Origin of the sequence: Nocardiopsis lambiniae, assembly GCF_031845465.1 — a bacterium.
GTDB lineage: Bacteria > Actinomycetota > Actinomycetes > Streptosporangiales > Streptosporangiaceae > Nocardiopsis > Nocardiopsis lambiniae.
In genome coordinates this window covers 316,386-338,553 of sequence record NZ_JAVREP010000001.1, presented here as the reverse complement: position 1 = coordinate 338,553, position 22,168 = coordinate 316,386, and the positions used below count along the sequence as shown (strand labels likewise).

At 71.2% G+C, this 22,168-nt stretch carries 27 protein-coding genes and 1 tRNA gene; 12 read left to right on the top strand and 16 right to left on the bottom strand.

Annotated features, from left to right (window positions below):
* Positions 1–24: 24 nt before the first annotated feature.
* The 11 genes from RM479_RS01530 to RM479_RS01480 all read right to left on the bottom strand — a co-directional run bounded on the left by RM479_RS01530 (position 25) and on the right by RM479_RS01480 (position 10,860).
* On the bottom strand, positions 25–1,089 hold the full coding sequence (locus RM479_RS01530; protein WP_311510407.1) for a cytochrome P450 family protein: 1,065 nt from the start codon (positions 1,087–1,089) through the stop codon (positions 25–27).
* Between the two features lie 202 nt (positions 1,090–1,291).
* Entirely contained in the window at positions 1,292–2,563 is a 1,272-nt protein-coding gene (locus tag RM479_RS01525; protein WP_397221288.1) for a cytochrome P450 family protein, read from the bottom strand.
* Between the two features lie 344 nt (positions 2,564–2,907).
* Complete coding sequence (locus RM479_RS01520) at positions 2,908–5,124, bottom strand: heavy metal translocating P-type ATPase (RefSeq protein WP_311509877.1); 2,217 nt, start codon at positions 5,122–5,124, stop codon at positions 2,908–2,910.
* On the bottom strand, positions 5,121–5,312 hold the full coding sequence (locus RM479_RS01515; protein ID WP_311509876.1) for a hypothetical protein: 192 nt from the start codon (positions 5,310–5,312) through the stop codon (positions 5,121–5,123). Before RM479_RS01515 ends, RM479_RS01520 begins: the two co-directional genes overlap by 4 nt.
* Before the next feature lies 1 nt (position 5,313).
* Positions 5,314–5,529 carry a heavy-metal-associated domain-containing protein gene (locus RM479_RS01510; protein ID WP_311509875.1) on the bottom strand — a complete coding sequence of 72 codons (216 nt, stop codon included), beginning with the start codon at positions 5,527–5,529 and terminating at the stop codon, positions 5,314–5,316.
* Between the two features lie 234 nt (positions 5,530–5,763).
* Positions 5,764–6,363 (bottom strand): GNAT family N-acetyltransferase, encoded by a 600-nt coding sequence (locus RM479_RS01505; protein WP_311509874.1) that lies wholly within the window; start codon positions 6,361–6,363, stop codon positions 5,764–5,766.
* A 201-nt stretch (positions 6,364–6,564) separates the two neighbouring features.
* A complete protein-coding gene (locus RM479_RS01500) occupies positions 6,565–6,846 on the bottom strand; it encodes a GNAT family N-acetyltransferase (protein ID WP_311509873.1) in 282 nt (93 codons plus the stop codon).
* A gap of 137 nt (positions 6,847–6,983) precedes the next feature.
* Positions 6,984–7,931 carry a DUF5996 family protein gene (locus tag RM479_RS01495; protein WP_311509872.1) on the bottom strand — a complete coding sequence of 316 codons (948 nt, stop codon included), beginning with the start codon at positions 7,929–7,931 and terminating at the stop codon, positions 6,984–6,986.
* A 297-nt stretch (positions 7,932–8,228) separates the two neighbouring features.
* Positions 8,229–9,071 carry a nitrate reductase molybdenum cofactor assembly chaperone gene (gene narJ / locus RM479_RS01490; protein WP_311509870.1) on the bottom strand — a complete coding sequence of 281 codons (843 nt, stop codon included), beginning with the start codon at positions 9,069–9,071 and terminating at the stop codon, positions 8,229–8,231.
* 786 nt (positions 9,072–9,857) lie between these two features.
* The gene (locus tag RM479_RS01485; protein WP_311509869.1) at positions 9,858–10,583 is read right to left on the bottom strand and encodes an rRNA methyltransferase; all 726 of its coding nucleotides are present in this window, start codon (positions 10,581–10,583) and stop codon (positions 9,858–9,860) included.
* Between the two features lie 202 nt (positions 10,584–10,785).
* Positions 10,786–10,860, bottom strand: a tRNA-Asp gene (locus RM479_RS01480).
* A gap of 119 nt (positions 10,861–10,979) precedes the next feature.
* Here RM479_RS01480 and RM479_RS01475 point away from each other — a divergent pair.
* Positions 10,980–11,387 carry an RNA-binding S4 domain-containing protein gene (locus tag RM479_RS01475; RefSeq protein WP_311509868.1) on the top strand — a complete coding sequence of 136 codons (408 nt, stop codon included), beginning with the start codon at positions 10,980–10,982 and terminating at the stop codon, positions 11,385–11,387.
* A 378-nt stretch (positions 11,388–11,765) separates the two neighbouring features.
* Positions 11,766–12,470, top strand: coding sequence for a DUF2306 domain-containing protein (locus RM479_RS01470; RefSeq protein ID WP_311509867.1), 705 nt, complete (start codon positions 11,766–11,768; stop codon positions 12,468–12,470).
* Between the two features lies 1 nt (position 12,471).
* On the opposite strand, the gene RM479_RS01465 is transcribed toward RM479_RS01470, so the two are convergent.
* The 3 genes from RM479_RS01465 to RM479_RS01455 all read right to left on the bottom strand — a co-directional run bounded on the left by RM479_RS01465 (position 12,472) and on the right by RM479_RS01455 (position 15,036).
* Positions 12,472–13,293 carry an alpha/beta fold hydrolase gene (locus RM479_RS01465; RefSeq protein ID WP_311509866.1) on the bottom strand — a complete coding sequence of 274 codons (822 nt, stop codon included), beginning with the start codon at positions 13,291–13,293 and terminating at the stop codon, positions 12,472–12,474.
* 34 nt (positions 13,294–13,327) lie between these two features.
* Complete coding sequence (locus RM479_RS01460; RefSeq protein WP_311509865.1) at positions 13,328–14,131, bottom strand: nucleotidyltransferase domain-containing protein; 804 nt, start codon at positions 14,129–14,131, stop codon at positions 13,328–13,330.
* A 110-nt stretch (positions 14,132–14,241) separates the two neighbouring features.
* A complete protein-coding gene (locus RM479_RS01455; protein WP_311509864.1) occupies positions 14,242–15,036 on the bottom strand; it encodes a GntR family transcriptional regulator in 795 nt (264 codons plus the stop codon).
* Positions 15,037–15,299: 263 nt separating this feature from the next.
* Here RM479_RS01455 and RM479_RS01450 point away from each other — a divergent pair, with 263 nt between their 5' ends.
* The 3 genes from RM479_RS01450 to RM479_RS01440 all read left to right on the top strand — a co-directional run bounded on the left by RM479_RS01450 (position 15,300) and on the right by RM479_RS01440 (position 16,697).
* The gene (locus tag RM479_RS01450) at positions 15,300–15,449 is read left to right on the top strand and encodes a hypothetical protein (protein ID WP_311509862.1); all 150 of its coding nucleotides are present in this window, start codon (positions 15,300–15,302) and stop codon (positions 15,447–15,449) included.
* 326 nt (positions 15,450–15,775) lie between these two features.
* Positions 15,776–16,306, top strand: coding sequence for a protein NO VEIN domain-containing protein (locus tag RM479_RS01445; protein WP_311509861.1), 531 nt, complete (start codon positions 15,776–15,778; stop codon positions 16,304–16,306).
* A 115-nt stretch (positions 16,307–16,421) separates the two neighbouring features.
* Positions 16,422–16,697 (top strand): hypothetical protein, encoded by a 276-nt coding sequence (locus RM479_RS01440; protein WP_311509859.1) that lies wholly within the window; start codon positions 16,422–16,424, stop codon positions 16,695–16,697.
* 160 nt (positions 16,698–16,857) lie between these two features.
* On the opposite strand, the gene RM479_RS01435 is transcribed toward RM479_RS01440, so the two are convergent.
* Complete coding sequence (locus tag RM479_RS01435) at positions 16,858–17,043, bottom strand: DUF397 domain-containing protein (protein ID WP_311509858.1); 186 nt, start codon at positions 17,041–17,043, stop codon at positions 16,858–16,860.
* Positions 17,044–17,054: 11 nt separating this feature from the next.
* The gene (locus RM479_RS01430) at positions 17,055–17,897 is read right to left on the bottom strand and encodes a helix-turn-helix domain-containing protein (protein ID WP_311509857.1); all 843 of its coding nucleotides are present in this window, start codon (positions 17,895–17,897) and stop codon (positions 17,055–17,057) included.
* 202 nt (positions 17,898–18,099) lie between these two features.
* Here RM479_RS01430 and RM479_RS01425 point away from each other — a divergent pair, with 202 nt between their 5' ends.
* From RM479_RS01425 to RM479_RS01395, 7 genes are all read left to right on the top strand, one after another.
* Positions 18,100–18,492, top strand: coding sequence for a hypothetical protein (locus RM479_RS01425; RefSeq protein ID WP_311509856.1), 393 nt, complete (start codon positions 18,100–18,102; stop codon positions 18,490–18,492).
* Between the two features lie 8 nt (positions 18,493–18,500).
* Entirely contained in the window at positions 18,501–18,746 is a 246-nt protein-coding gene (locus RM479_RS01420) for a hypothetical protein (RefSeq protein WP_311509855.1), read from the top strand.
* Between the two features lie 139 nt (positions 18,747–18,885).
* Entirely contained in the window at positions 18,886–19,131 is a 246-nt protein-coding gene (locus RM479_RS01415; protein WP_274812811.1) for a hypothetical protein, read from the top strand.
* A complete protein-coding gene (locus RM479_RS01410) occupies positions 19,131–19,700 on the top strand; it encodes a hypothetical protein (protein ID WP_311509854.1) in 570 nt (189 codons plus the stop codon). Before RM479_RS01415 ends, RM479_RS01410 begins: the two co-directional genes overlap by 1 nt.
* A gap of 276 nt (positions 19,701–19,976) precedes the next feature.
* On the top strand, positions 19,977–20,159 hold the full coding sequence (locus RM479_RS01405) for a hypothetical protein (protein ID WP_274812813.1): 183 nt from the start codon (positions 19,977–19,979) through the stop codon (positions 20,157–20,159).
* Positions 20,160–20,389: 230 nt separating this feature from the next.
* Positions 20,390–20,548: a hypothetical protein gene (locus RM479_RS01400; RefSeq protein ID WP_274812814.1), complete on the top strand. Its 159-nt coding sequence runs from the start codon at positions 20,390–20,392 to the stop codon at positions 20,546–20,548.
* A 40-nt stretch (positions 20,549–20,588) separates the two neighbouring features.
* Positions 20,589–22,166: an asparagine synthase-related protein gene (locus RM479_RS01395; protein WP_311509852.1), complete on the top strand. Its 1,578-nt coding sequence runs from the start codon at positions 20,589–20,591 to the stop codon at positions 22,164–22,166.
* Positions 22,167–22,168 lie beyond the last annotated feature (2 nt).

Genomic DNA, 22,168 nt, shown 5'->3' with positions numbered 1-22,168 from the left:
GACGGGATCGCCCATCCGGGCGTGTCAGGTCAGACGCACCGGCAGGCTCTCCACACCGGAGACGATGATGGACGGCAGCGGCGGCAGATCCTCCACCGGGATCGCCAGATCCAGCTTCGGGAAGCGTTCGAAGAGGCGCGGCAGGGCCTCGTTCACCTCCATGCGGGCCAGGTTCGCCCCCAGGCAGTAGTGCCGCCCATGGGAGAAGCCCAGGTGGGACGTGTCCTCGCGGGTGATGTCGAACAGGTGCGCGGTGTCGCCGTGGCGCCCCGGGTCGCGACCGGCGGAGGCGTACCCCATCAACAGGGGTTCGCCGGCGGGGATCGCCACCCCGGCCAGTTCGATGTCCTCGGTGGTGTAGCGCATCGGCACGAACTCGCCCGGGCCGTCCCAGCGCAGCACCTCCTCGACCGCCGTGGACCACGCGACCTCACCGTTCGTCAGCAGTTCCAACTGGTCCCGGTGGAGGAGCAGGGCCCGCACGGCGTTCGCGATGAGGTTCATCGTGGTCTCGTAGCCGGCGCTGATGATGAGCACCAGGCTCCAGATCAACTCGTCCTCGCTGAGCCGGTCCTCGTCGTCGCGGGCGGCGATGAGCGCGGAGGTGAGGTCGTCACCGGGTTCGGCGCGTTTGGCGGCCACCAGGGTGGTGAGGAGCGTCCACATCTCGAAGAACGTGGCCATGGCGGCGTCGGGGGTGATGCTCTGGTCGAAGAACACCCCCACCAGCCGGTGCAGCTCCCCCCGGTCCCGCGTCGGCAGTCCGAACAGGTCGCTGATGACCGTCATCGGGAGCGGCTGCGCGAAGTGCGGTTTGAGGTCGACGACGCCGTCGTTCCGCTCCGCCTCGGCGGCCAGTCCGTCCAGGAGTCCTTCGACGATGCCGACGATGCCCGAGCGCAGGTGCTCGATGCGGCGCGGGGTGAACGCCTTGGAGACCAGTCTGCGCAACCGGGCGTGCTGCTCCCCGTCGCTGGTGAGCATGTTCTCGGCGATGACCCAGGAGATCAGCGGCCAGTCCGGCGGGATCTCGCCCGCGTTGAACGCCCTCCAGTGCCTCTTGTCCTTCTGGACCCGGGGGTGGGCCAGGGCCTCGGTGACGGCGGCGTGGGTCGTGGCCGCCCAGGCGACGACGTCGCCGGGGAGGACGACGGGAACGACGGGACCGAGTTCGCGCAGGTGCGCCGTCTGGGCTCTGAGGTTTCCGGGCGCGAGGCGAACGGGTTCCACGGAGATCCTTCCGCTGAGGGGGTGGGGCGGGGTACGGAGTGGAAGGGCGGGGGCGGCCCGGTCACGACCGGCGCAGCAGCCTCACCAGGAAGTTCGACAGGGACGACAGCCCCGAGGAGGCCGGGGCGCGCGTGTCCGGAGCGGTGTCGAAGGCGGGGGGCACGGGTCCGGGGGCGCTCGCGGGGGTCGCGGGCGGGCGCGGGACGAAGCGGACCGGCAGGGTGACCGGCGCCCAGAACAGGGTGGCGAGCTGCCAGCGCAGCCCCTCCGGGGGGATCGCCAGGGTCGGCTCGGGCAGCCGTTCGAGGATCCTGCGGGTGGCGATGGTGGCGATCGCGGTCGCCTCGTCCCGGGCCGGGCAGCGGTGGGGGCCGGCGCCCCACGCCACGTGGGCGCGGTTGGCGCTGTCCTCCATCCGTTCGGCGTTCTCCCGCTGGAAGAAGTGGTTGGCGGCGGCGAAGCCGAGCAGGATCGGCGATCCCGCCTCGATGACGCGGCCGTCCTCCAGTGGGACGTCCACGCGCGGATAGATGACCGGGTAGTTGGTGATCGGGGGATCGCGCCACAGCACACGGCCCATCAGGTCGTCGAGGACGGCGACGGAGGCCCCACCGGCGGTGCGCAGGGCCGGATCCGCCAGCACGGCCCGCAGCGCGGAGTCGATGAGGGCGGCGGTGGGCTCGTTGGCCGCCGCGATGATGAGGAGGAGCTGCATGATGACCTCCTCGTCCGAGAGCCCGGCACGGTGCCGGATCAGTCGGCTGGTGAGGTCGTCGCCGGGATCGCGGTGCTTGGCGTCCACCACCTCCGACAGCGCCCGTTCGGCCTCGGCGTTGGAGCGTTCGGCGTCGACGCCGGCCCACAGGTTGCGCATCGCGGTGACGAACCGGACCCCCTGGTCCTCGTCCATGCCGAACAGGTCGTTCATGACGAGCAGCGGGATCATGCGCGCGTACTCGTTGAGCAGGTCGGCCTGCCCTCGCTCGCAGAACTCGTCGATGAGCCGGTCCGCGTAGCGGGTGGTGATCGCGGCGAGGTGGCCGGCGGTGACCGCGCCGAGGGCGTCGGTGATCGCCCGGCGCAACCGCTGGTGTTCGACGCCGTCCACGAACAGGGCGTTGGCCCGGGGCGCCATCATCGGCAGCAGGGGGCTGTCGGGGTCGACCCGGCCCTCGTTGAAGTCCCGCCACAAGCGGGCGTCGTGGCTGAAGGTGGTGGTGTCCCGCGACCAGGAGATGAGGGTGGCGTAGTCGGTGACGAGCCAGCCGCGCACTCCGGGGGCGAGTTCGGCCGGGATGATCGGCCCGTGTTCGGCGCGCATCTTCGCGTACACCGAGTAGGGGTCGGGGTGCGGTTCGCTCAGGTACAACGCGGCGCGGGGACATCCTGAAGACACGGCGACCTCGGGGAGTGGGGCTACGCGGTCCGGGACACGACGGCTCCGGACGTACTCGGCCCGGAACCGCAACGGGTGCGTGTCCGGGCTCACACTAGCGTCATGGATCGCGCGGATGCGAGAACCGGTTCCCCTCCCTCAGGGAATTCGTGGCCCCTGTGGCCATCGTGACCTGGGAGATCGCGACCCCGGCCGATGTCGGCCACGCGAGAGCGCCCGCCCCGGCAGTCGGTTTCGAGGGGGCGGGCGCTCCACGGTGTCCCCGTGCGCGGGGCGGGCGGTCAGCGACCGAAGCGGCGCAGCCTCTGGCTGTTGGTCACCACGAACACACTGGACAGCGCCATGGCGGCACCGGCCAGCATCGGGTTGAGCAGCCCGGCCGCGGCCAGCGGGATGGCCGCCGAGTTGTAGGCGAAGGCCCAGAACAGGTTGCCCTTGATGGTGGTCAGGGTACGGCGCGCGAGCCGGACGGCGTCGGCTGCGGACCTCAGATCGCCCCGGACCAGGGTGAGGTCGGAGGCCTCGATGGCCACGTCCGTGCCGGTGCCCATGGACAGCCCCAGATCGGCCCGGGCCAGCGCGGCGGCGTCGTTGACGCCGTCGCCGACCATCGCCACGACGCGGCCCTCGGCCTGGAGTCGTTCGATGACGTCGACCTTGTCCTTGGGCAGGACCTCGGCGATGACCTCGGTGATCCCCACATCCTCGGCGACGGCGCGGGCGACCGTCCCGTCGTCCCCGGTCAGGAGGATCGGTGTGAGGCCCAGTTCCCGGAAGGAGCGGACGGCCTCGGCGCTGGTGGGCTTGACGGTGTCGGAGACCGCCAGCACGCCCCGGGCGCGGCCGTCCCATCCGACGGCGACGGCGGTACGGCCCAGGTCGCGGGCCTCCTTCATCGCCTGGGAGAGGTCCTCCCCCAGCGGCTGGGACCACTCCTCCAGCAGGGAGGGGCGGCCGACCAGGACGGCGTGCCCGTCGACGATCCCGTGGACGCCCAGGCCTTCCAGGTTGGCGAAGTCCTCGGGGACGGGCAGGGCGCCGTGGGCGGCGGCTCCGGCCGCGATGGCCTTGGCGATGGGGTGCTCGGAGGCGTTCTCCAGGGCACCGGCCAGACGCAGGACCTCGGCCTCGTCCTCTCCGTCGGCGGCGACGACCTGCGCCAACGCCATCGTGCCGGTGGTGACGGTGCCGGTCTTGTCCAGGACGATGGTGTCGATGCGGCGGGTGCTCTCCAGAACCTCCGGGCCCTTGATGAGGATGCCGAGTTGGGCACCGCGCCCGGTACCGACCATGAGGGCCATCGGGGTGGCCAGGCCCAGAGCGCACGGGCAGGCGATGATGAGGACGGCGACCGCGGCGGTGAGTGCGGCGGCGACGGGTTCGCCGGTGCCGAGCCAGAAGCCGAGCGTGCCGATCGCGATCATGATGGCGACGGGGACGAACACCCCCGAGACCCGGTCGGCCAGGCGCTGGACCTGCGCCTTGCCGTTCTGCGCCTCCTCGACCAGGCGGGCCATCTGTGCCAGACGCGTGTCGGAACCCACCCGGGTGGCGCGGACGACGAGGCGGCCACCGGCGTTGACGGTGGCGCCCACGACGGCGTCGCCGGGGGAGATCTCCACGGGCACGGACTCACCGGTGAGCATGCTCATGTCGACGGCGGAGGTGCCGGTCTGGACGACGCCGTCGGTGGCGATCTTCTCGCCGGGGCGCACGACGAAACGGTCGCCCACCGCGAGTTCGTCGACGGGGATCCGGACCTCACGGTCGCCGCGCAGGACGGCGACCTCCTTGGCGCCCAGCTCCATGAGGGCCTTGATGGCGGTACCGGCCCGGCGTTTGGCACGGGCCTCGAAGTACTTGCCGAGGAGGATGAAGGAGGTGACGCCGGCGGCGACCTCCAGGTAGATGTCGGCGGAACCGTCGGTGCGTGCGATCGTCAGTTCGAAGGCGTGCGTCATGCCCGGTTCGCCGGCGGTGCCCAGGAACAGGGCGTACAGGGACCACAGGAAAGCGGCGGACACGCCCAGGGAGACGAGGGTGTCCATGGTGGCGGTGCCCAGGCGCAGGTTCTTCCAGGCGGCGGTGTGGAAGGGCAGGGCGCCCCAGACGACGACCGGCGCGGCCAGGGTGAGCGAGGCCCACTGCCAGTGGGTGAACTGGAGCACGGGGAACATCGCCATGGCGATGACGGGCACCGACAGGATCAGTGAGATGACGGCGCGGTCGCGCAACGCCCGGGTGGGGTCCTCGGGTCCGTCGTCACCCGGGGGTTCCTCCTCCTTCCGGGGCACGGTGGCGGTGTAGCCGGCCTTCTCGACCTGGGCGATGAGGTCCTCGACGGCGACGGGAGCACCCTCGAAGGCGACCCTGGCCTTCTCGGTGGCGAAGTTGACGGTGGCGGTGACGCCGTCGATCCGGTTGAGCCGCTTTTCGACACGGTTGGCGCAGGCGGCGCAGGTCATGCCGCCGATGGCCAGTTCGACGGGGGCGCTCATCCGTCGTGCTCCTCTCCGTCGTGGTCCGCATCCCGGGGACCGGGGTGATCGCCTCCGCCGGTGGTCTCCTCCACGTGGTCCTGCTGTGCGGGGAGGACGGGGCCGACCCATGAGCCGACCCCGAACATCGCGGCGAACACGACCACGAGGCCGAGGGCGTAGAGCCCGAGCTTCGTGGTCACTCTCATCTCAGTCACGCACCTCGTAGCCGGCCTCGTCGATGGCGGCGCGCACGGCGGCGTCGTCCACGGGACCCTCGCCGATCACGGTCACCCGCTTGGCGTCGAGGTCCACCTGCACCTCGGTGACGCCGGTGACCCCGCCGACCTCCTGGGTGACGGAGTTGACGCAGTGACCGCAGCTCATGCCGTCAACGGTGTAAACAGCGGTGGTCGTGGTGGCCATTTCGTCTCCTGTAGTGACGTGTGACTGTCCCGGCATGACCGACTATACCCCTAGGGGGTATAGGAACGTCAAGCGCCTCCACCTCCGGACACCGTGTCCCCCCTCACATTACCCCAGGGGGGTACCCCGCTCTCGGATGAGGCCCGTGGCACGCGTGGGCGCCCCGGCCCCCACCGGGGACCGAGGCGCCCACGTGAGCGCTCCCACCGCGCGACCGCGCCGGCGAGACGTCCACTACTCCTGTTTCAGCTCCAACCGGGCGATGGTGCGCTCACTGGTGTGATGGTCCACCAGGGTGAACCCCGCCCGCCGGAACATCTCCACCGTCCCGGCGTACACCTCCGCGCTGGGCGCGCGACCGCCGGCCGTGTCCACCGGATACGCCTCCAGCACCCGCGCCCCCTGCGCCCGCGCGTACTCGATCGCCCCGTCCAACAGTCGACTCCCGAGTCCTCGGCGTCGGCGGCGCGGCGGCAGCCAGAAGCACACCAGGGCCCACACCCCCGGTTCGGCGGGATCGGCGGGGCGCAGGGTCCGCGAACGGGCCAGGCGGACGTAGTCCCCCCGGGGCGCGACCGACACCCAGCCGCACGGCCCCTCCTCGTCGTAGGCGATCAGGCCCGGCACCCGACCGTCGAGGGTGAGGCGGCGCAGCTCCTGCTTGTTGTCCGACCCGCGCCTGGGACGCTCGCACGTGGTGCTCTCCGTGTAGTCCTTGGCCCGCCTGCGGAAGAAGGTGCACCAACAGTGGCCGTAGGCTCCGGTGGGTCCGAACAGGTTCTCCAGGTCGTTCCACCGCTCGGCGGTGGCGGGCTCGATGGAGACGATGGGCATGGGGGGCTCCCTCTCGGACACAGTGGCCGCCACGACTGTGATCCAGAACACTAGCGGTGATTCGCCGTGACGGAAAGAACACGGATGCAATCACATGAACGCTTTCTCGACGAACATCCCGAAAGTGCCCTGGTGTCCCCCTCGTCCCGACGGTCGCGAAGGGGCGACCGTCGGGACACGTCATGGGTCAGGCGATCCCGCTCACTGAACGAGGTCGGCGTACTCCGTGTGCTTGGCGATGTACGCCCGCGCGTAAGGGCAGATCGGCATCACCTTCAGCCCTTTCGTCCGCACGTCCTCCAGCGAGCGGCGCATCAGCTCGGCGGCCACCCCGCGCCCCTGGTGGGCGGGGTCCACCTCGACATGCGGAAGCGCCAGCACGCCCTCTTCCAAGCGGTGGTAGGCCGAGAAGCCGACCACCTTCCCGTCGACGCTGACCTCGTAACGCGAGCGGTCCGGAACGTCGACGACCGTCAGGTCCATGGCTCTCCCTCACTCATGTGCGCCTTGTGCACACACCTCACGAATGCCACTTTCCCACCCGGACCCCCCGCCCACACCTGCCGCTTCGCCCCGAACACACGAAGGGCCGCGGTCGCCCGCGGCCCCGCGCGACGCCATCAGACCCCGGAACGACCCCCCTGGTAAGGATCGGTGACCCCCCGCGGACAGGCCAGTGCGTCGACGTCCCACCCGGCCAGGGTGGCCCCGGCCCGGTAGGCGCTCTCCAGGAAGTCCAGTACGGCGGCGCGCGGATCGTCCTCCTCGCGCGCGTCCGCGTACCGGTACAGCGCCAGGTGCCCACCGCCGCTCTCCACCCACTCCGCCGCGTCCGGGCGCAGCGGCCGATCGGTGAGCCCCTCCGGTTCGGGCGCGGTGTAGGAGTAGAAGCACGGTTCGGGGACCTTGTCGTCGCCGAACCAGAACCCGGAGCTCACCACCTCGCGCGAGTACGCCTCGCGCACCACTCCACCGGCCTCCTCGGGCCGGGGCACCACGCGCGACGAGAAACGGGTCACCGCGATGTCGAAGGTGTGCCAGAAGTGGTGCACCGGGCTGGTCTTGCCGGAGAACCCGGCCGCGAACTCCTCCAGGATCAGGTTCACCCGGCTCAGGATCCGCCAGTACGCGGACGCGTGGTCGGGATCGTACGTGGCGTGCTCGGTGTCCTTCACGAACGGCCGCCCGTGATCGGGCAGGTCGAACGGGGTGGCGTCCGGAACACCCCCGTCCACGCCCAGGGAGTCCAGCGCCGACTGGAACGCCAGGTAGAACGACGCCACGTCGTGCCCCTGGAGCGGGAACGACACCTCTCCCCCGTCGATGGTGGTGGCGATCAGCCGGTGGCGGACGAAGTCGAAGTCGACGGTGAAGACGGGGTTGCCGTCCACCAGCCCCATCGGTCGCGTCGTGATCCCGCTCCCGGTCAGATGGAAGGGCGCGTTCCACCAGTGGTTGCGCCGCGGGCTGTGGTGCAGCCGCACCTTGCCGACGATCTGCTCGAACCGGTGCAGGGTCTGTTTGGTGTCGTTCCACTCTTCGAGGGGGAACGGTGGGAAGAGCTCCATGGCGAGTGTCTCCTCGTCGAAAGGTCGGCTGCGGGGCCGGCCCGGAGTCCGGAACGGGCTACCGGCCCCGTCGGCCCGCCCGTCCTGCGGCGGCGGGGCGCGGGCCCCGGGCGCGATGGACGGCGTGGGACCGGAAGAGGTGGCCGACCGGAGCCCTGTGGACGCGCACGATTCGAGTGAACGGTGAACGGTGACAGGACGAACGGGGCCACCCCGGGAGCGCGTGCCATCGCCACGGGGCCTCGGCGGCGGCCCTCGCGGCGATGTCCGGGCGAAGGATCCGGATGGGCCGCCCGTTCACCGCGCGTTCCCGTCGCGGTCGGGTCCCCCGGTACCCGCCGGCCCGAAGGCGTCCGGCCCCCCGGCGGCGCGTGGGCGCGGCACCTCGGGACCGTGATCCCGGCCGCCGACCAACGGCGGCGTGCGGCGGACCCCGTAGGGTCCCAGGCCGACCTCCTCGGCCGGGGGTCCCTGCTCGGGCGGGCGACGCATCGCCTCCCCGTCGTCCGCGCTCCGAGACGGCAGGCTCCACCGGACCGCGTTCACGACCAGGGTGTACGGCGTCCCGTACTCTTCCAGCCCGGCGGCCAGCAGGTCCAGTCCGGGCCGCAGGCGCGACAGCAGTGCCCCGCCCCTGCGGGCGTCGCCGCGCGCGGCGAACTCCAGCACCACCGCCAGGTGATCGGGCGGCTCACCGGCGGAGACGTCCCAGCCCGCATCCCGGTAGAGGGCCTCGATCTCGGCCAGGGCCCGGCCACGCCGACGGGTGTCCCCGTCGGTGTGGTGGGTCATGTACGGCGATCTGCCCTGACGCGGGTCGAACACGTCGACGTGGTGCCGGCACAGGTCGACCTCGGGTGTGACGGAGGCGTAGACGCAGAACTCCCGGAGTGCGTCGTGGACGGCCCCGCGGGGCAGCTCCGCGACGGCCCGGGCCACCAGCGGCAGCCTCTCGAAGAAGACGCGGTCGGGGTAACCGAGCAGGACCGACGCCACCTGGTGGGTCACCGCCCCGCGGTGCGCACGCCGGGCGGACCGGCTCGTGTCGAGCCAGCCGGTCCGGATCGACCCGGTGGTCGACCCCGCATCGGTGGCCGGCACGGCGTCCTCCGCTCCGGACCGGTCGGTGGTGGTACTCATTCCAACCTCCTCGCGCGGTGCGGCCGGAGCCGCCTCCGCCGTCGTCGGTACCGTGATCGCCACCGCGCGTCGGTGAGAGCCCGTCGGGGCGACCGTCGCCCTCCCGGTCCAGGAGACGGACCCGATCCTTCACGGGCCCCTCCCCTGCTCGACCGCCGGTGGCGCAGCGTGTGAAAGGTCTGAGGCGGCGCCGCACGGACGACGTCGGATTTCGCCTTCGGGGCGACCCGCCCCCGACGGCGGACCGTCGGCCTCACGGGTTTCCCACGTGATGTTCTCGCCTTTTACACGAACATCCCGAAAAAAGAACACGGTGCGGTTGACAACGAATGCCGAACGCGCCGTACGGCCGTGACTCCCATGGTCGCGGTAGAACACATCATCTTCAGGATCAACGCATCCGACCTGCGTCCCATCGTCTTCCGAGGCCGGTGGGCGGGCCGGACGCGCCTCAAGGCGGAACAGCGCGGCACTCGCTTTGCCATTCGCCTCCATGAAGATGACACCCCGTTCGAAGGCCCGCGTTCGGCACCTGCCGCATTCCCTTAACGAATATGCCTGGTCCGACTCGGAAGTCACGCGTCCCACACCGACAAGGGTGACAATCGCGGCAGATCCGACCTTGACGGTCGACGCGGTGTTCACGCCGACCGTACGGGCACGGGATCTCGGCGATCCGTCTTCCGGGACCCGCTCGGGGGACCCGGGGGCCGCCCGCCCCGGGCGACGGTCCCGATCGCGTCGCGGGTCCGTCCGGGGCCGCCGGGACACGTCCCGTGGGCACGGTCAGGAGGCGAGGTCGCGGGCACGCACCAGCGCGGCGGCCCGGTTGCCGATCTTGACCCGCTCCAGCGCGCGCACTCCCTCGGGCAGGGCGACGCGACGCGTCCGCGCGGTGATCACGATGACGGCCTCCGGGGGCAGGACCCGGCCGAGCGAGGCGAGTGTCGCGCCCATCGGGTCCGAGCCCGGGACCTCGCCCGACCAGTGGGTCATGTCGCCGTAGGGGACGTCGGTGACGACCAGGTCGGCGGAGACCGGCTCGGTGAGGGTGAAGACGTCGGCGACCGCCGCCTCGTGCGACAGGTCGCCTCCGGCCTCGGCCAGCCCTCGGGCCAGACCCCGGGCGTCCTCGGCGCGCTCCACGTAGGAGGGGCGGCCGAAGTCGCGTGCCGCGCGGCGCAGCTCCCCCTCGCGTTCCGCCAGGCCCTCCGCGGTCAACAGCCGCAGGTTGCGCGCGGCCAGCCCCACCGCGTCGGGGTCGATATCGGTGGCACGGACGGAGGTGATCCGCTCCCGGTGGAGCAGGCCCAGGACCGTCGCCAGATAACCGCTCCCGCAGCAGGGGTCCCACAGCCGTACGCTCGTACGGCCGACGTGCACCGCGGCCCGCTGGAAAAGCTCGCTCGCCAGCCGCACCGGAAAACCCGGGAAGCCCGGCGCCGAGCGGAGCACCTGCCCGCTCGCCAACGCCGAACGGTCGGTCCGTTCCACGGCGTACCGATAGGTCACGGTCGTGCCTCCCCCGACGCGCGATGGTGCCCGACGGCCCGCTCCCCGCCTCCGGTGAACGACTCCGCCCCGTCCGTGCCCGCCGTGTTCCCCATCGTCCCCCGGCCGCTCTCGGTCGCCCCGCACGCACCGCCCCCGTGGTGGCGATCGCAGCCCCGAGAACGGCGAAGGCCCGACACCTGGGGTGTCGGGCCTTCCACTGCGGTCCTGACGGGATTTGAACCCGCGGCCTCCACCTTGACAGGGTGGCGAGCACTCCTAGCTGCTCCACAGGACCTCGTTGCTGGTACAACTCTAGCGCGACTCCGGAGTGGTTCGTACCGTCGTCCCCATAAAGTGGCTCAAGACGCCTCGAACGTCCGACCGTGTTCCCGTCCCTCGGAGAGGATCCCGCGCGTGAGCGACGCATCGGCCCCCCTTCCGTCCGGCCCCGACAGCACCCGGGTCGACCGCTGGCTGTGGGCCGTCCGCCTCACCAAGACCCGGTCCGACGCGGCCCAGGCCTGCCGTGGCGGCCATGTGCGGGTCAACGACCGGCCGGCCAAACCCGCCTCCGTGGTGAAGGCCGGCGACGAGGTCCGGGTGCGGTTGCACGGCACCACGCGGATCGTCGAGGTGAGCCACGTCCTGGAGAAGCGGGTGGGCGCGCCGCTGGCGGCCCGGTGTTACGTGGACAACACGCCCGAGCTCCCGGCCCAGGCGACGATCCCCGTCATCCGGCGGGACCGGGGCGCGGGCCGGCCCACCAAGAAGGACCGCCGCCTGTTGGACCGGCTGCGCAGCGACCTTCCGCCACCCGTCTGAGGGTTCCGGAACGAGGGATCCCCCATGCCGCTCCCGAACCCCCGGGATCCGAACCACTGACGTCCGACCGTGACGCCGACGTCTTCGCCCTGGACGATCCGCCGGTGCTCCGCCGCGACCGGGACGGCCGTCCCCCGGCCGCCGAGGCGTCGATGACACGGCACGCGACCGGTCTCGGTCTCCCCGTACCGCGCATGCACGCGGTCGACGGGCCCGACCTGGTGCCGGAAGGACCCTGAGATCCCCCAGGGGTACTCGGGGAGGGGCACCGGCCGGGGACCCGCGGGGCCGGAATCTTCCGGGGGGATCCCGATACCGCCGCGGCCCGGGGGCGAACAGAGTGGAGACGAAGCGTTCACCCCTCGAAAGGGACCACCGATGCCGTCTCCTCCCCCCGCCGCTCCGACCGCACGCCGACGTCGTGGCGTGGTCTCCCTCACAGCGGTGACCGTCCTGTGCGCGTTGGTCGCCCTGGTGTCCGTCGGCGCCTACGTCGGCCTCGACCCGGACGATTCCAGGGTCGGCCTGCGCCCCTGGGCCCTGCACTACCCGTTCCTCGTGGTCCATGTGATGTGCTCGGTGATCGCCCTGGTGACCGCTCCGCTGCAACTGTGGCCCGCCTTGCGGCGCGGCGGGGCCCACCGCGTGATCGGCCGGATCCACCTGTTCGCGGGGGTGTTCCCGGGCGCGGTCTCGGGGCTGGTGGTCGCGGTGATGAGCACCTACGGCCCGATCGCGCAGACGGGCTTCATTCTCCTGGCCGTGCTGTGGTTCACCACCGCCGCGGCGGGGTGGCGGGCGGTCAGGGGCGGACGGTACGCCGACCACCGGAAGTGGATGGTGCGCGCGTTCTCGCTGACCATGGCGGGGGTGATGCTGCGGGTGCTGCTGCCGCTGTCGATGGCCGCCCTCGCCCCCCTGATGGGCCCGGAGTACGGAGAGGAGGACCTCTTCGTCGCGGTCTATCCGGCGATCGCGTGGCTGTGCTGGGTGCCCAACCTCCTCATCGCCGAGTTCTACCTGCGGCGTCGAGGCCGGACCGGCGTCCGGGAGCCCGCCCCGTCCGGGGACGTGCGGGGCTGAGTCAGCGGGAGCGGTCGGCCGACCACCCCAGCGGGTGCCCGGCGAGGAAGTCGAGGACCTCACGGGTGGCCTTGGCCTCGTCCTCGTGCAGGTAACCGTGGCGCAGGCCGGGCAGCACGAGCAGACGTGCGTTCGGGATGCGCTCGGCGAGCAGGGCGGCGTTGCCGACCGGGGTGAGTTCGTCGTCCTCCCCGTGCACCACCAGGGTCGGCGCCTGGATCGAGGGCAGCGCGTCCCATCCGTCGTGGCCGCCGCTCGCCCCGAAGTGCAGGCGCTGGGCGCGCAGCGGACCGCGCGGCAGGACGCGTGCGACGGTGTCGGGGTGGGCGTCCGCCCACCCCGGCGAGTAGAAGAGCGGCCCGATCATCTCGCGCCCGGCCGCCGTGCCCGCCCGGCGCAGGGCCAGGGTGGACTCGCGGGGGCGCTCCACCTCGTGGGGACCGCCCGGGGCGGTGGCGCCCAGGACGAGGGCGCCCAGGCGTTCGGGGGCGCGGACCGCGAACCGCTGGGCGACCTTGCCGCCCATCGAGAACCCGTAGACGTGGGCCCGGTCGATGCCCAGCGCGTCGAGAACGGCCAGGGCGTCGTCAACGAACAGGTCCAGGGTGTAGGGCTGGTCGAGCGGGGCTCCGCTGCCCCCGGTACCGCGGAAGTCCATCCGCACCACCCGGTGCCGACCGGCCAGGGCGGCGTGCGGCCCGTCCCACATCTCGTGGTCCAGGGACTGGCCGTTGAACAACAGGAGGGGGTCGCCCTCTCCGAGGACGTCGTACCAGATACGGGTTCCGTCGGAAGCGGTCACGTGGCTCACGGAGCCGGACATTACCCGAAAAACCGCTCATTGGCCGTGGTCCCGGTCACCGGGGCGCCTTCTCCCCGTGGACCCTGCGGTACTCGTCGGCGACACGGGGCGCGAGGTCGTCGACGATCATGCGCAGCGTCCCCCGGTCCGCAGCGGGGTCCAGGGCGACCTCGGCGGTGCGTCGCAGCGGCCCCGCCCACTCGGGGTGGTAGCGGCCGACGATCTCCGCCGATCGCGTCAGATCGCTGGTCCACCCGCCCCAGACCGGCATGACCAGGGTGAAGGCGCTGCGGAGGGTCTTGCGGGAGGAACCGCGCACGAGGGCGCGCACGGCCGCCTCGGTGTCGGCGTCCGCCGCCCGCGCCCGCCAGCGTTCCGGGAACAGGTACAGGTCGCCGTTGGTCTCCCGGGCCAGCAGCGAGGTGGGGCGGTAGGAGGGCAACCGGTCGGCGAGGTCGGCCCCGAACAGCGGTGTGCACAGGCGCGAGACGAAGAAACCACCGTCGTGGGGGTCACCGAGGATCGCCGCCGCCCCCTCCAGGAGGACACCGACCCCGTCCACCGGCTCGAAGGCGGCGTCGATTTCCGCCTCGATCCGCCGGGCGGCGGCCCGGTGCCCCTCGGTGGGCGGTTCGTGGAAGACCAGCATGAGGTCCAGGTCCGAACGCCCCGGTCGAGCGGTCCCGCGCGGGACGCTGCCGTACAGGTAGGTCCCGTGCAGGGCGTCGCCGTAGGTCCGGGCGATCCGCTCCCGCGCCGCCTCGACCACCGGCGCGAACACCGGGGCCACGAGATCGAGAGAGCCCTCCCGGGCGATCGTCCCGTCCGCGTTCAGTCCCTTGTCCTCATGCTCGTCCATGGTGTCCACCCTGGCGCGGCCCCGACGGGGCGGCAACGGGTTTCCGACCCCGCCCGCCACCGATGCGCCACGCCCTCACGCGGCGACCGCGGTCCGACCCGGAACATCGATCACCAACGGTCGAGGCGGGTCGTGAAGACCGCCTCGGTCCGATCACCCGAGAGAACGATCTCCGACCATTCGACGACCCGCCCGAGCGTGTCGATCGACGTCTTCCGCACGTCCATCACCGCCACTCCCGCGCTCAGACCGAGTTCGCCGGCCTCCTCCACCGTCGGCGGGCGGGAGATGACGCGCTCCACCACACGGTCGAGTTCGATGCCGACGCTGTCCAGCTGGCTCTGTGTTCCTCCCGGCCACGGCTCCGCAGCCTGGTCGAACAGGTCGGGGTTCTCCTCGATGAGACCGACCACCAGGTACGAGCGCACCAGCTCGAAGGGGAAGCGTCCGTCCTTGTGCCGGGTGCGGTAGCGGCGTTCCAGGAGTTCGTCCCCCTCGGCCAGCCCGAAGACCCCCGCGAGCACGGCGTTCGCCTTCACGCGCTCGTAGGTCGCGCTGAACACGAGGTCGTCCACGTCCAGGCCCGTGTCGCGTTCGATGGCGCCCGTGGACAGCCGCTCCTCCAGATCCGCCCGGACACGGTTCTTCTCCCACTGGTGCCGGTCGTTGGAACGCCGGACCCGGCTCGCGGGCTCGCACACCACGTCGCCGCCCTCGGGCCGCCTCTCGATCAGCCCCTCCCCTAGAAGGAGACCGAGCGCCCGCCGCACCGTCGGCGGCCCCTCGCCGTAGCGCTCGCCCAACGCCGCCTCCGAAGGCAGTCGGTCCCCCGGGGCCGGTTCCCCCGATCGGATCCGCCCCCGCAGGTCCTCCGCGATCCGCTCGTACGCCTTCTCCCCGGTCATCGGCGACCCCCCGGTCCTCATCCTCGCCACCATCGACCCTCATCACCGAGAGGCTCCGACCATAAACACGAAGGCCGCCGCATCCCCCTCGGGTTCCCGGAGGAGGCCGGGGGACGACCGGGTGGAGCGGACAGCGGCGTCGCCCACGACGGGGGTGCCCCTTCGCCCTGTCTGCGCGCGCGTCGAGGCGTCAAAAGCGCACGTCCCGTCGTCCTCGCCAAGGGCGGGAACGGGGCACACGCACGCGACGTCTGCCGTGCCCGGTGGTCCGCGGGAGCCCGCAGGCCACGTCAGGAGGGCGGCGCGGAGCCCGGAGCCGCCCGCCCGGCCGCCGGGTCCACGGGGCGGCGCAGACCGACCTGGGCGTCGCGTACGTGCAGCGCCAGATCGAGGAGACCCGCCGCCGCTACTGAGCCGTCCGGAACTTCAGCGCGTATTCAGCGCGGGTGTCCACCGAGACCCGCAGCCGTCCACCGACAACCACCGAGGCCGCAAAAGGCCCCGTCACCTGTTCTCGCAGGTGACGGGGCCTTTTTGCATGTCTGTGTGTTGTGGCTAGGGGCGGGGTCGAACCGCCGACCTTCCGCTTTTCAGGACTAAGCCTGTGAGCGATGTAGCCACCTGCGTCTTTCCACGTCCGACCTGAGCGATAAGCGCATAGGCGGAATGTGGCTGAGACAGTAGCGGCGAGCCTCCGCCACCGCAAGTCGATCCGAGTCAGGGCAGCTAGGCTCGGCCCATGGTCACCGATCGACGAGTCTTGGCTGGGCATCGGGCGATGGCAGTAGCTCGCGCCTACGAACTCCACCGTGGTGCCAGTGTCGTCGACGTCGCCGCGGGCACCACGACCGCAACAGAGGAGATCTCCGCTGCCTTCACTCGCCTGGCCAAGAAGCGACCGGTGCGTCCGAGCGCCGACCTTGTCTCCACTCTCGGCGACGAGATCCGGGTGATCGAGGTGAAGGGACGCGGCTCCAGCGGGCCGGTTCAGCTGCCCGAGCGGGAGCTGGATACCCTCGCGTGCGCGGGACAAGCGGGCTTCCTGTACGTCGTCTGGAACACCACCCAGTCTCACCCCGACGAGCTTTGGGTCGTTCGCGACCCGGCACGCCTGGACTGGGTTGAGGACCAGCCCGCCGCCAGGCCGCAAGGCGCATTCCGTGGTGTCCGGCACGAGGCGCGATATGTGATCAACAGTGCGAGGATCGAGCGCGCCGGGGAGCGCATCGACCTCACCTTTGTGCAGAACCTGCCCACCAAGCCAGCGTAAGAAGTCTCGAACCGCTGCCTACCGTCGCGGCTGACGTGCGAAAATCTCGGCATCTTCTTCCCTCGACCGAGGGAGCCGTGATGAGCACCCGCGCCCTGCCCCCACCACCCTCCTCTTGGCCGCCGCGATGACCGCGTGCGGCGGCGGCGAGACCACCCCGGAGAGCATGACCGTCGACGCCGAGGTGATGTGCGAGGACTTCGTGCAGCGCGAACTGGACACCGCCGCCGAGTTCTCCGGCACCGAGGCGACCGTCGCCGACGCCGAGGCGTGGACGTACGAGGTCACCGGGGCCGTCACCTACGACGGGACCAACGCCTCCTACATCTGCACAGTGGCCACCGACGAGACCGGCGAGGAGTGGACCCTGACCGACCTCACCTTCGAGTGACATCTCCGCTGAGGGGTGACCATGTCTCATTCCGCACAGAATCGGCCTCGGAGGTTGCCCGGCTAGCACCGGCCGGGACCGGGCGCTACAGTGGTTCTGGAACGAGTACACGAAGGCCCCGGCGACCACGTCACCGGGGCCTTTCGTCTGCCGTCCGGGGTCAGCCGCCGGTCTTCACGGAGTCGACGAACCGACGCCACTCCGGGGAGGCGAACAGCAGGTGCCCTCGGTCGCGGTACTTGGTGTCACGGACGGCCGACACGCCGGGGGCGTCCGCGACTTCCACGCAGTTGTCCTTCTGCGTGTAGGTGGACGTACGCCAGGTTTCTTCGGGGAACGAGTACATGAGTGGGTTTCCTATCGGGTGCGCAACTGCTTCAGGTACGGGATGGTCCGCTCCTCGTCCAGGGCCGACGTACGGATGTGGTCCCACAACCGCCGGTACTGGGTGACCTCCGCTTCCCTCTCCAGGTATAGCCCGTCCGTGTACGTTTCCAGGTACACGATCGGATCGGCGGGCTCAGCGAAGTCCATGATGACGAACGGGCCCATGGCCCCCGCGTGGACACCGGCCTCCGTCGGCAGCACCTGAATCGTGATGTGCCCGGCGGTGTCCGCCAGCTCGACCAAGTGGTCGACCTGCTCGCGCATCACGTCCGGGACGCTGGAGAGCCGCTGCAGAGCATGCTCCTCGATGACCGCCCATAGCTGGGTGGGAGTCTCTCCTGTGAGGATCTGCTGGCGGCGGATGCGCGCGTCCACCGCCCGCTGTATGTCGTCCGGATCGCGCCAGAGCCGAGCCCTCTGCATGAGGCGCGCGTACCCAGGGGTCTGCAGCAAGCCCGGGACGCCGAACCCCTCGTAGTTGGAGATCACCGTGGCCTCTGCCTCCAGCTCGACATAGGAGCCGTTCAGGAGGTCGTCGTACCGCGTCCACCATCCGCGCTGCTGCGCATGCCGGACGAGCGTCAGGACCGCTTCGTACTGGGGGTCCTCTGGCGAGACGCCGTACTCCGCCATCAGCGCCTTGATCTCGACGACGCTGGGCTTCTTCCTCTCGCCGGTCTCGATGTGCCCGAGCTTGGCCCGAGACCACTCCAGACGCCTCGCGGCCTCCTCCAGCGACAACCCCGAGTTCTTGCGCATCCTCCGGAGGATCGCGGAAAGCTGGCGCCTTCGGATCGTGGGACTGGCTGCCACCTTGGCCTTCCTGGTGCGTGCGCGCTGCTTCTTTGTGGTGCTGATGGTAACCCCCTGCACGAGAAATCGGACATTTAGCAATCTATGGATACTGGTCTATGGGGTAGCACTTGAATCCTAGATTTCTAGGGTTCATTATGGGCATGTACTCGTTCCGTTGTCGCCCCGTTCCAGGCGGCATCTGCCATCAGGAGGTCGCCTCGTGCGATACCTGCCCCTGTTCCTTGCGTCGCTGTGGCGCATGCTGGCCCCGCCCGCTCAGGGCCGCCACGCCCGCCAGCCCCAGCCCGCTCCCGGCCGCCGGCACTTCCGGCCCGTGCCGCACTGCCGAACCGCTCGGCGAGTTCCCGACACCCGCCCCCCAAGGTGGACCGTTCCGCTCTCCGCGCCGACGTGGCGCCCGCCCGTCCTCGATGAGACCCCGGTCCGCCCCTACTACCGGGCTTGGGAAGAGGAGCGGCGCCGCCGCGCCCAGGACCGTGACCGGCTGGGAATCGCCGTTCTGCGGGACATCTCCACCCAGCTCCCCCACCCCGACCTGCGGGAGCTGGCCACCGCCGTCCGCCAGTGGCAGCACCTGGGGGTGGGAGTGTGAGCGGCCTGGTGACCACCCAAACCCACGTGCGGCAGGTGACCATCACCCAGCCCGACGCTGCCGACGTGGCCCTCACCTGGGCCTCCGATGTGCCGGGCATGAGCCCTGGAGCCGTCCTGATGGACCTCGACCCGGGCGTCACCCTGCACCTGCAGACCGAGCTGGACGACCTGGACGCCCCGTACGTGGAAGCGCTCATCACGGCGCTCATCGTTGTCCGCGAGCGGATGCCCGAGGCGGTGAGCGCATCGTGAACACCCCGAAGCCGAAGCGCCGCCGCGCCAACCGGCTCCGTCCCTTCCTCCCCGACCTGACGGCCATGTGGGTCACCTCCGCTGAGACGGTCCTCCCACTCGTGCGAGACGCCCACCAGATACTCCGGGGAGGACCCCGATGAACGCGACCACCGTCGTCACCGTCACCGACCTGACCGAGGACGACGTCCGCCTCACCCACGACCTGGTCAACGGATCGGCGATGTCCCTGGTCGTCGCCGGGTGCTACATCGACGTGACCCCGACGGTCGTCCGCACGGACGACCCGGACGAGCGGATCGCCGCCCTGGAGCGGCTGGCCGACCTGGCGGTGTCCGCCGCCGCCGAGCTGCGCCGGGCCCGGATACGGGAGGTGCGCCAGTGATGAGCACCCGACCCCGCACCGTGTTCGAGGTCCGCGAGACCGAAACCCGCAACGCCCTGTGGCGATGGGCCCACCAGCTCGGTGTCACCATCCACCACCTGGGCTCGGACATCGAGGGCCGAGAGGTGTACGGAGCGATGCTCGGCCCACACCTGCGGGTCTGCCGCACCGCCCCGGAACGACTCCACCCGGCCCGCTGGGTGTCCCCCCTCGAACAGCTCCCCCGCCCCCGGAAGGCCCCGCCCATGCTCTCCTGCCCGAAGTGGTGCGAGAACGACCACACCATGGAGCCCTCGTCCGACGTCGCTCACCACATCCGGCTCCTGCACGACGAGACCGGACACCCGGTGACCGTCTACGTCGAACAGGACGACGAGGTGACCGGCCAGAGGGGCCGTCCCCAGGTCTGCGTCACCACCTGGGTCGAACCCGAGACCGTCCAGCTCCGGCTGGACGCCGCGCAGGCCCGAGCGCTGGCCGTGCTCCTCACCGCGATCCGGCAGGACGGCGATGTGGCGTCGGCGCTCACCAAGGCCGCCGAGCTGATCGACGCCAGCCTGGGCGCCTGACAGGCCCCCGCGCACCCGGTGACCGTCCCCTGGGTGCGCGGGCTCCACCCCCCGAAGGAAAAGCCCCGTGGACGACCCCGACGACTAGACCCCCGCACACCCCGAGCCCCCCGGGTGCGCGGGCCCGCCCGAACAACAACGAAAGCCGACGACGATGCCCGACCTGTGCCCCCGGTGGTGCATGAGCGACCACCGCACCGAGGACACCACCCTGCGCCACACACACGAGGTGGCCACCCGCGCGGGAGTGACCGTGAGCCTGCTCCGCGACGACCCGTGGACCGGCCCCCGCAGACCACCGAGGTGGTCACCACGGCGGCCGTCGGCCCCAAGAAGATCCGCCTGGCGCTCGATGTCGACCAGGCCCGACAGTTCTCCGCGCTCCTCACCATCGCGGGCGCGGACCGATCCCTGGCGATGGCGATCCTCGACGCGACCGACCTAGCCGACACCCCGTAGACCCTCATGGAGATCACGCCTTGTGAGGAGAGTGGCGTGACCGATCCCGGTGGGGTCACCGGACCGGGGAGAGCCGGTGGCCCCACCCCACCTCCCAGCAAACTCCCGCGCGGTTGGGCGCATGCCCGTCCTGCCCGGCCGCGCGGGGCCGCCTCCTCACCAAGGGGGACGGCACGCCAAAGGGAATAAGCCCTCTGGCACCTTTCACCCACACAACCCGAAGGAGAGACATGAGCGACTTCATGCCGCCGCCGAGCACGGCTCCGCCGACCGGCCTGTTCGCCACGGCCGGGCGCTCGGTCGTGCAGAGCGCCGAGCAGAGCCACGAGTACAAGAAGTGCGCGGGCAGCAGCGACGCCGCGCACACCTACGACACCACCGCCGTCTAGTCATCTGATCCGCTGAGCGCACGCCCTGGAGCAGCCTCCCATGTTGCGATTGCAGTTGACCCCCTACAGCGAGAATCCGACCTGGCACTGGTCCGGGGCGTGCTACGGCACCCTCGACCAGCGCAGCACGGTCGAGCCCTTCGACCACCCGATGGTCGAACACCTGGCCGCGACCGACGGGCGCCGGACCCTGCTCGTGGTCCGCGAGCGCGTCGCCGACCGCCCGGCCTGCGACCCCGGCGTCCGGGCCCTCACCCCCGCCGAGTACGACCAGGCCCTCGGCGCCGTCACCGGCTGGCCGACCGACTTCGTGCTCGTGGAGGCCGAACCCGGCCTGCCGTTGCGCGTCACCGCCGGACCGGCCCGGACCACGCCCCTGTACCTGGCCTCCGACGACACCACTCTGATCGGGTCCTGGGACATGGCCGACCTTCGCGGCCACGCCACCGGCATCAACCCCAAGGAGGCCGCCCGGCTGCTGATCTACCGGCCCCGGTACTCCGCCGAGACCCTGTACCGGGGCGTGCACCGGCTCACCGAGCGCGCGGTCGCACACTTCGGCGGGTCCCTGTGGATCACCTATCCCGAGCCCGCCCTGCACCGAACCCCCCGCGAGCTGGCACCGAACGCCGATGTCCTGGACGCGTTCATCACGACCATGGACACGGCGATGGACCGCCGCCCCTGGGCGCACGACACCACCCTGTTCCACCTGACCGGCGGGTTCGACTCGGGCACCGTGGCCACCCGGGCCGCCGAGCGGCACCCCGGCCGGTTCCCCACGGCCACCCTGCTGATCGGCGGACCGGGGCGCGAGCAGCAGATCCGGCGCCGCGCCGAGATGCGCTCCCGGGTGGCCTTCGCCGAACCGGACCTCGTCGTCGACGCCATGCGCCACCTCCCGCTCTCGCCCGACTGCCCCTGGGTCAACGGCCTCGTGGTCTCCCCCTACGAGGAGCCGTTGCACGTGCCGTTCGTGGAGATGGCGCGCATGGTCGCCGCGGCCGAAGCCCACACGGTGGTGACCGGCCTGGGCGGGGATGAGATGGTCGCCCTCACCCAGGACGAGGCACCGCACAAGGGGCTCGGCGAGATCACCGACGCCCAGATCCTGCCCTGGGTCGGGCCGCGCGCCCGCGGCGTCCTGGAGTTCTCCGACGACGGGATCGCACCCCCGGCGCTGATCAACTCCATGACCCTGCTCTCCCTGGAGACCACCGCCCCCGTGCTGCTGCGGCACGGGCTGTGGCCGGTGCACCCGTTCGCCGACCCGGGCATGGTCGTACTCGGCGAACAACTCCCCTACGCGTGGCGGGAGTTCAAGCAGCTCCAGCGGCGCCGCCTGCGGGCGCTCGGAATGAGCGAGGACGTCGTGCACCCGGTGGAGCGGGAGTCCTTCGCCGAGGTCATCGCAGCGTCCCTGACCACCCACGCGCCGAAGCTGTTCGCTCGTATGCTGGCCGAGGGCTCACCCCTGTTCGAGGAGGGCCTGGTGGACCCCGACGGGCTGCGCCGGTCGGCCGCACGGCTGGACCCGGCGACCTACTCCGAGGAGCAGGACGCGAAGATCCTGGAGGTCCTGAGCCTGCACCTGTCCGTCACCGCCTTCCTGTACTGAGA

Coding starts and splice junctions, on each gene's coding strand:
- RM479_RS01470 (WP_311509867.1), top strand. CDS start 11,766: ATGCCGTCTCCTCCCCCCGCCGCTCCGACCGCACGCCGACGTCGTGGC.
- RM479_RS01465 (WP_311509866.1), bottom strand. CDS start 13,293: ATGTCCGGCTCCGTGAGCCACGTGACCGCTTCCGACGGAACCCGTATC.
- RM479_RS01460 (WP_311509865.1), bottom strand. CDS start 14,131: ATGGACGAGCATGAGGACAAGGGACTGAACGCGGACGGGACGATCGCC.
- RM479_RS01395 (WP_311509852.1), top strand. CDS start 20,589: ATGTTGCGATTGCAGTTGACCCCCTACAGCGAGAATCCGACCTGGCAC.
- RM479_RS01500 (WP_311509873.1), bottom strand. CDS start 6,846: ATGGACCTGACGGTCGTCGACGTTCCGGACCGCTCGCGTTACGAGGTC.
- RM479_RS01520 (WP_311509877.1), bottom strand. CDS start 5,124: ATGAGCGCCCCCGTCGAACTGGCCATCGGCGGCATGACCTGCGCCGCC.
- RM479_RS01455 (WP_311509864.1), bottom strand. CDS start 15,036: ATGACCGGGGAGAAGGCGTACGAGCGGATCGCGGAGGACCTGCGGGGG.
- RM479_RS01445 (WP_311509861.1), top strand. CDS start 15,776: ATGGTCACCGATCGACGAGTCTTGGCTGGGCATCGGGCGATGGCAGTA.
- narJ (WP_311509870.1), bottom strand. CDS start 9,071: ATGAGTACCACCACCGACCGGTCCGGAGCGGAGGACGCCGTGCCGGCC.
- RM479_RS01400 (WP_274812814.1), top strand. CDS start 20,390: ATGAGCGACTTCATGCCGCCGCCGAGCACGGCTCCGCCGACCGGCCTG.
- RM479_RS01435 (WP_311509858.1), bottom strand. CDS start 17,043: ATGTACTCGTTCCCCGAAGAAACCTGGCGTACGTCCACCTACACGCAG.
- RM479_RS01410 (WP_311509854.1), top strand. CDS start 19,131: ATGAGCACCCGACCCCGCACCGTGTTCGAGGTCCGCGAGACCGAAACC.
- RM479_RS01495 (WP_311509872.1), bottom strand. CDS start 7,931: ATGGAGCTCTTCCCACCGTTCCCCCTCGAAGAGTGGAACGACACCAAA.
- RM479_RS01510 (WP_311509875.1), bottom strand. CDS start 5,529: ATGGCCACCACGACCACCGCTGTTTACACCGTTGACGGCATGAGCTGC.
- RM479_RS01515 (WP_311509876.1), bottom strand. CDS start 5,312: ATGAGAGTGACCACGAAGCTCGGGCTCTACGCCCTCGGCCTCGTGGTC.
- RM479_RS01505 (WP_311509874.1), bottom strand. CDS start 6,363: ATGCCCATCGTCTCCATCGAGCCCGCCACCGCCGAGCGGTGGAACGAC.
- RM479_RS01415 (WP_274812811.1), top strand. CDS start 18,886: ATGAACGCGACCACCGTCGTCACCGTCACCGACCTGACCGAGGACGAC.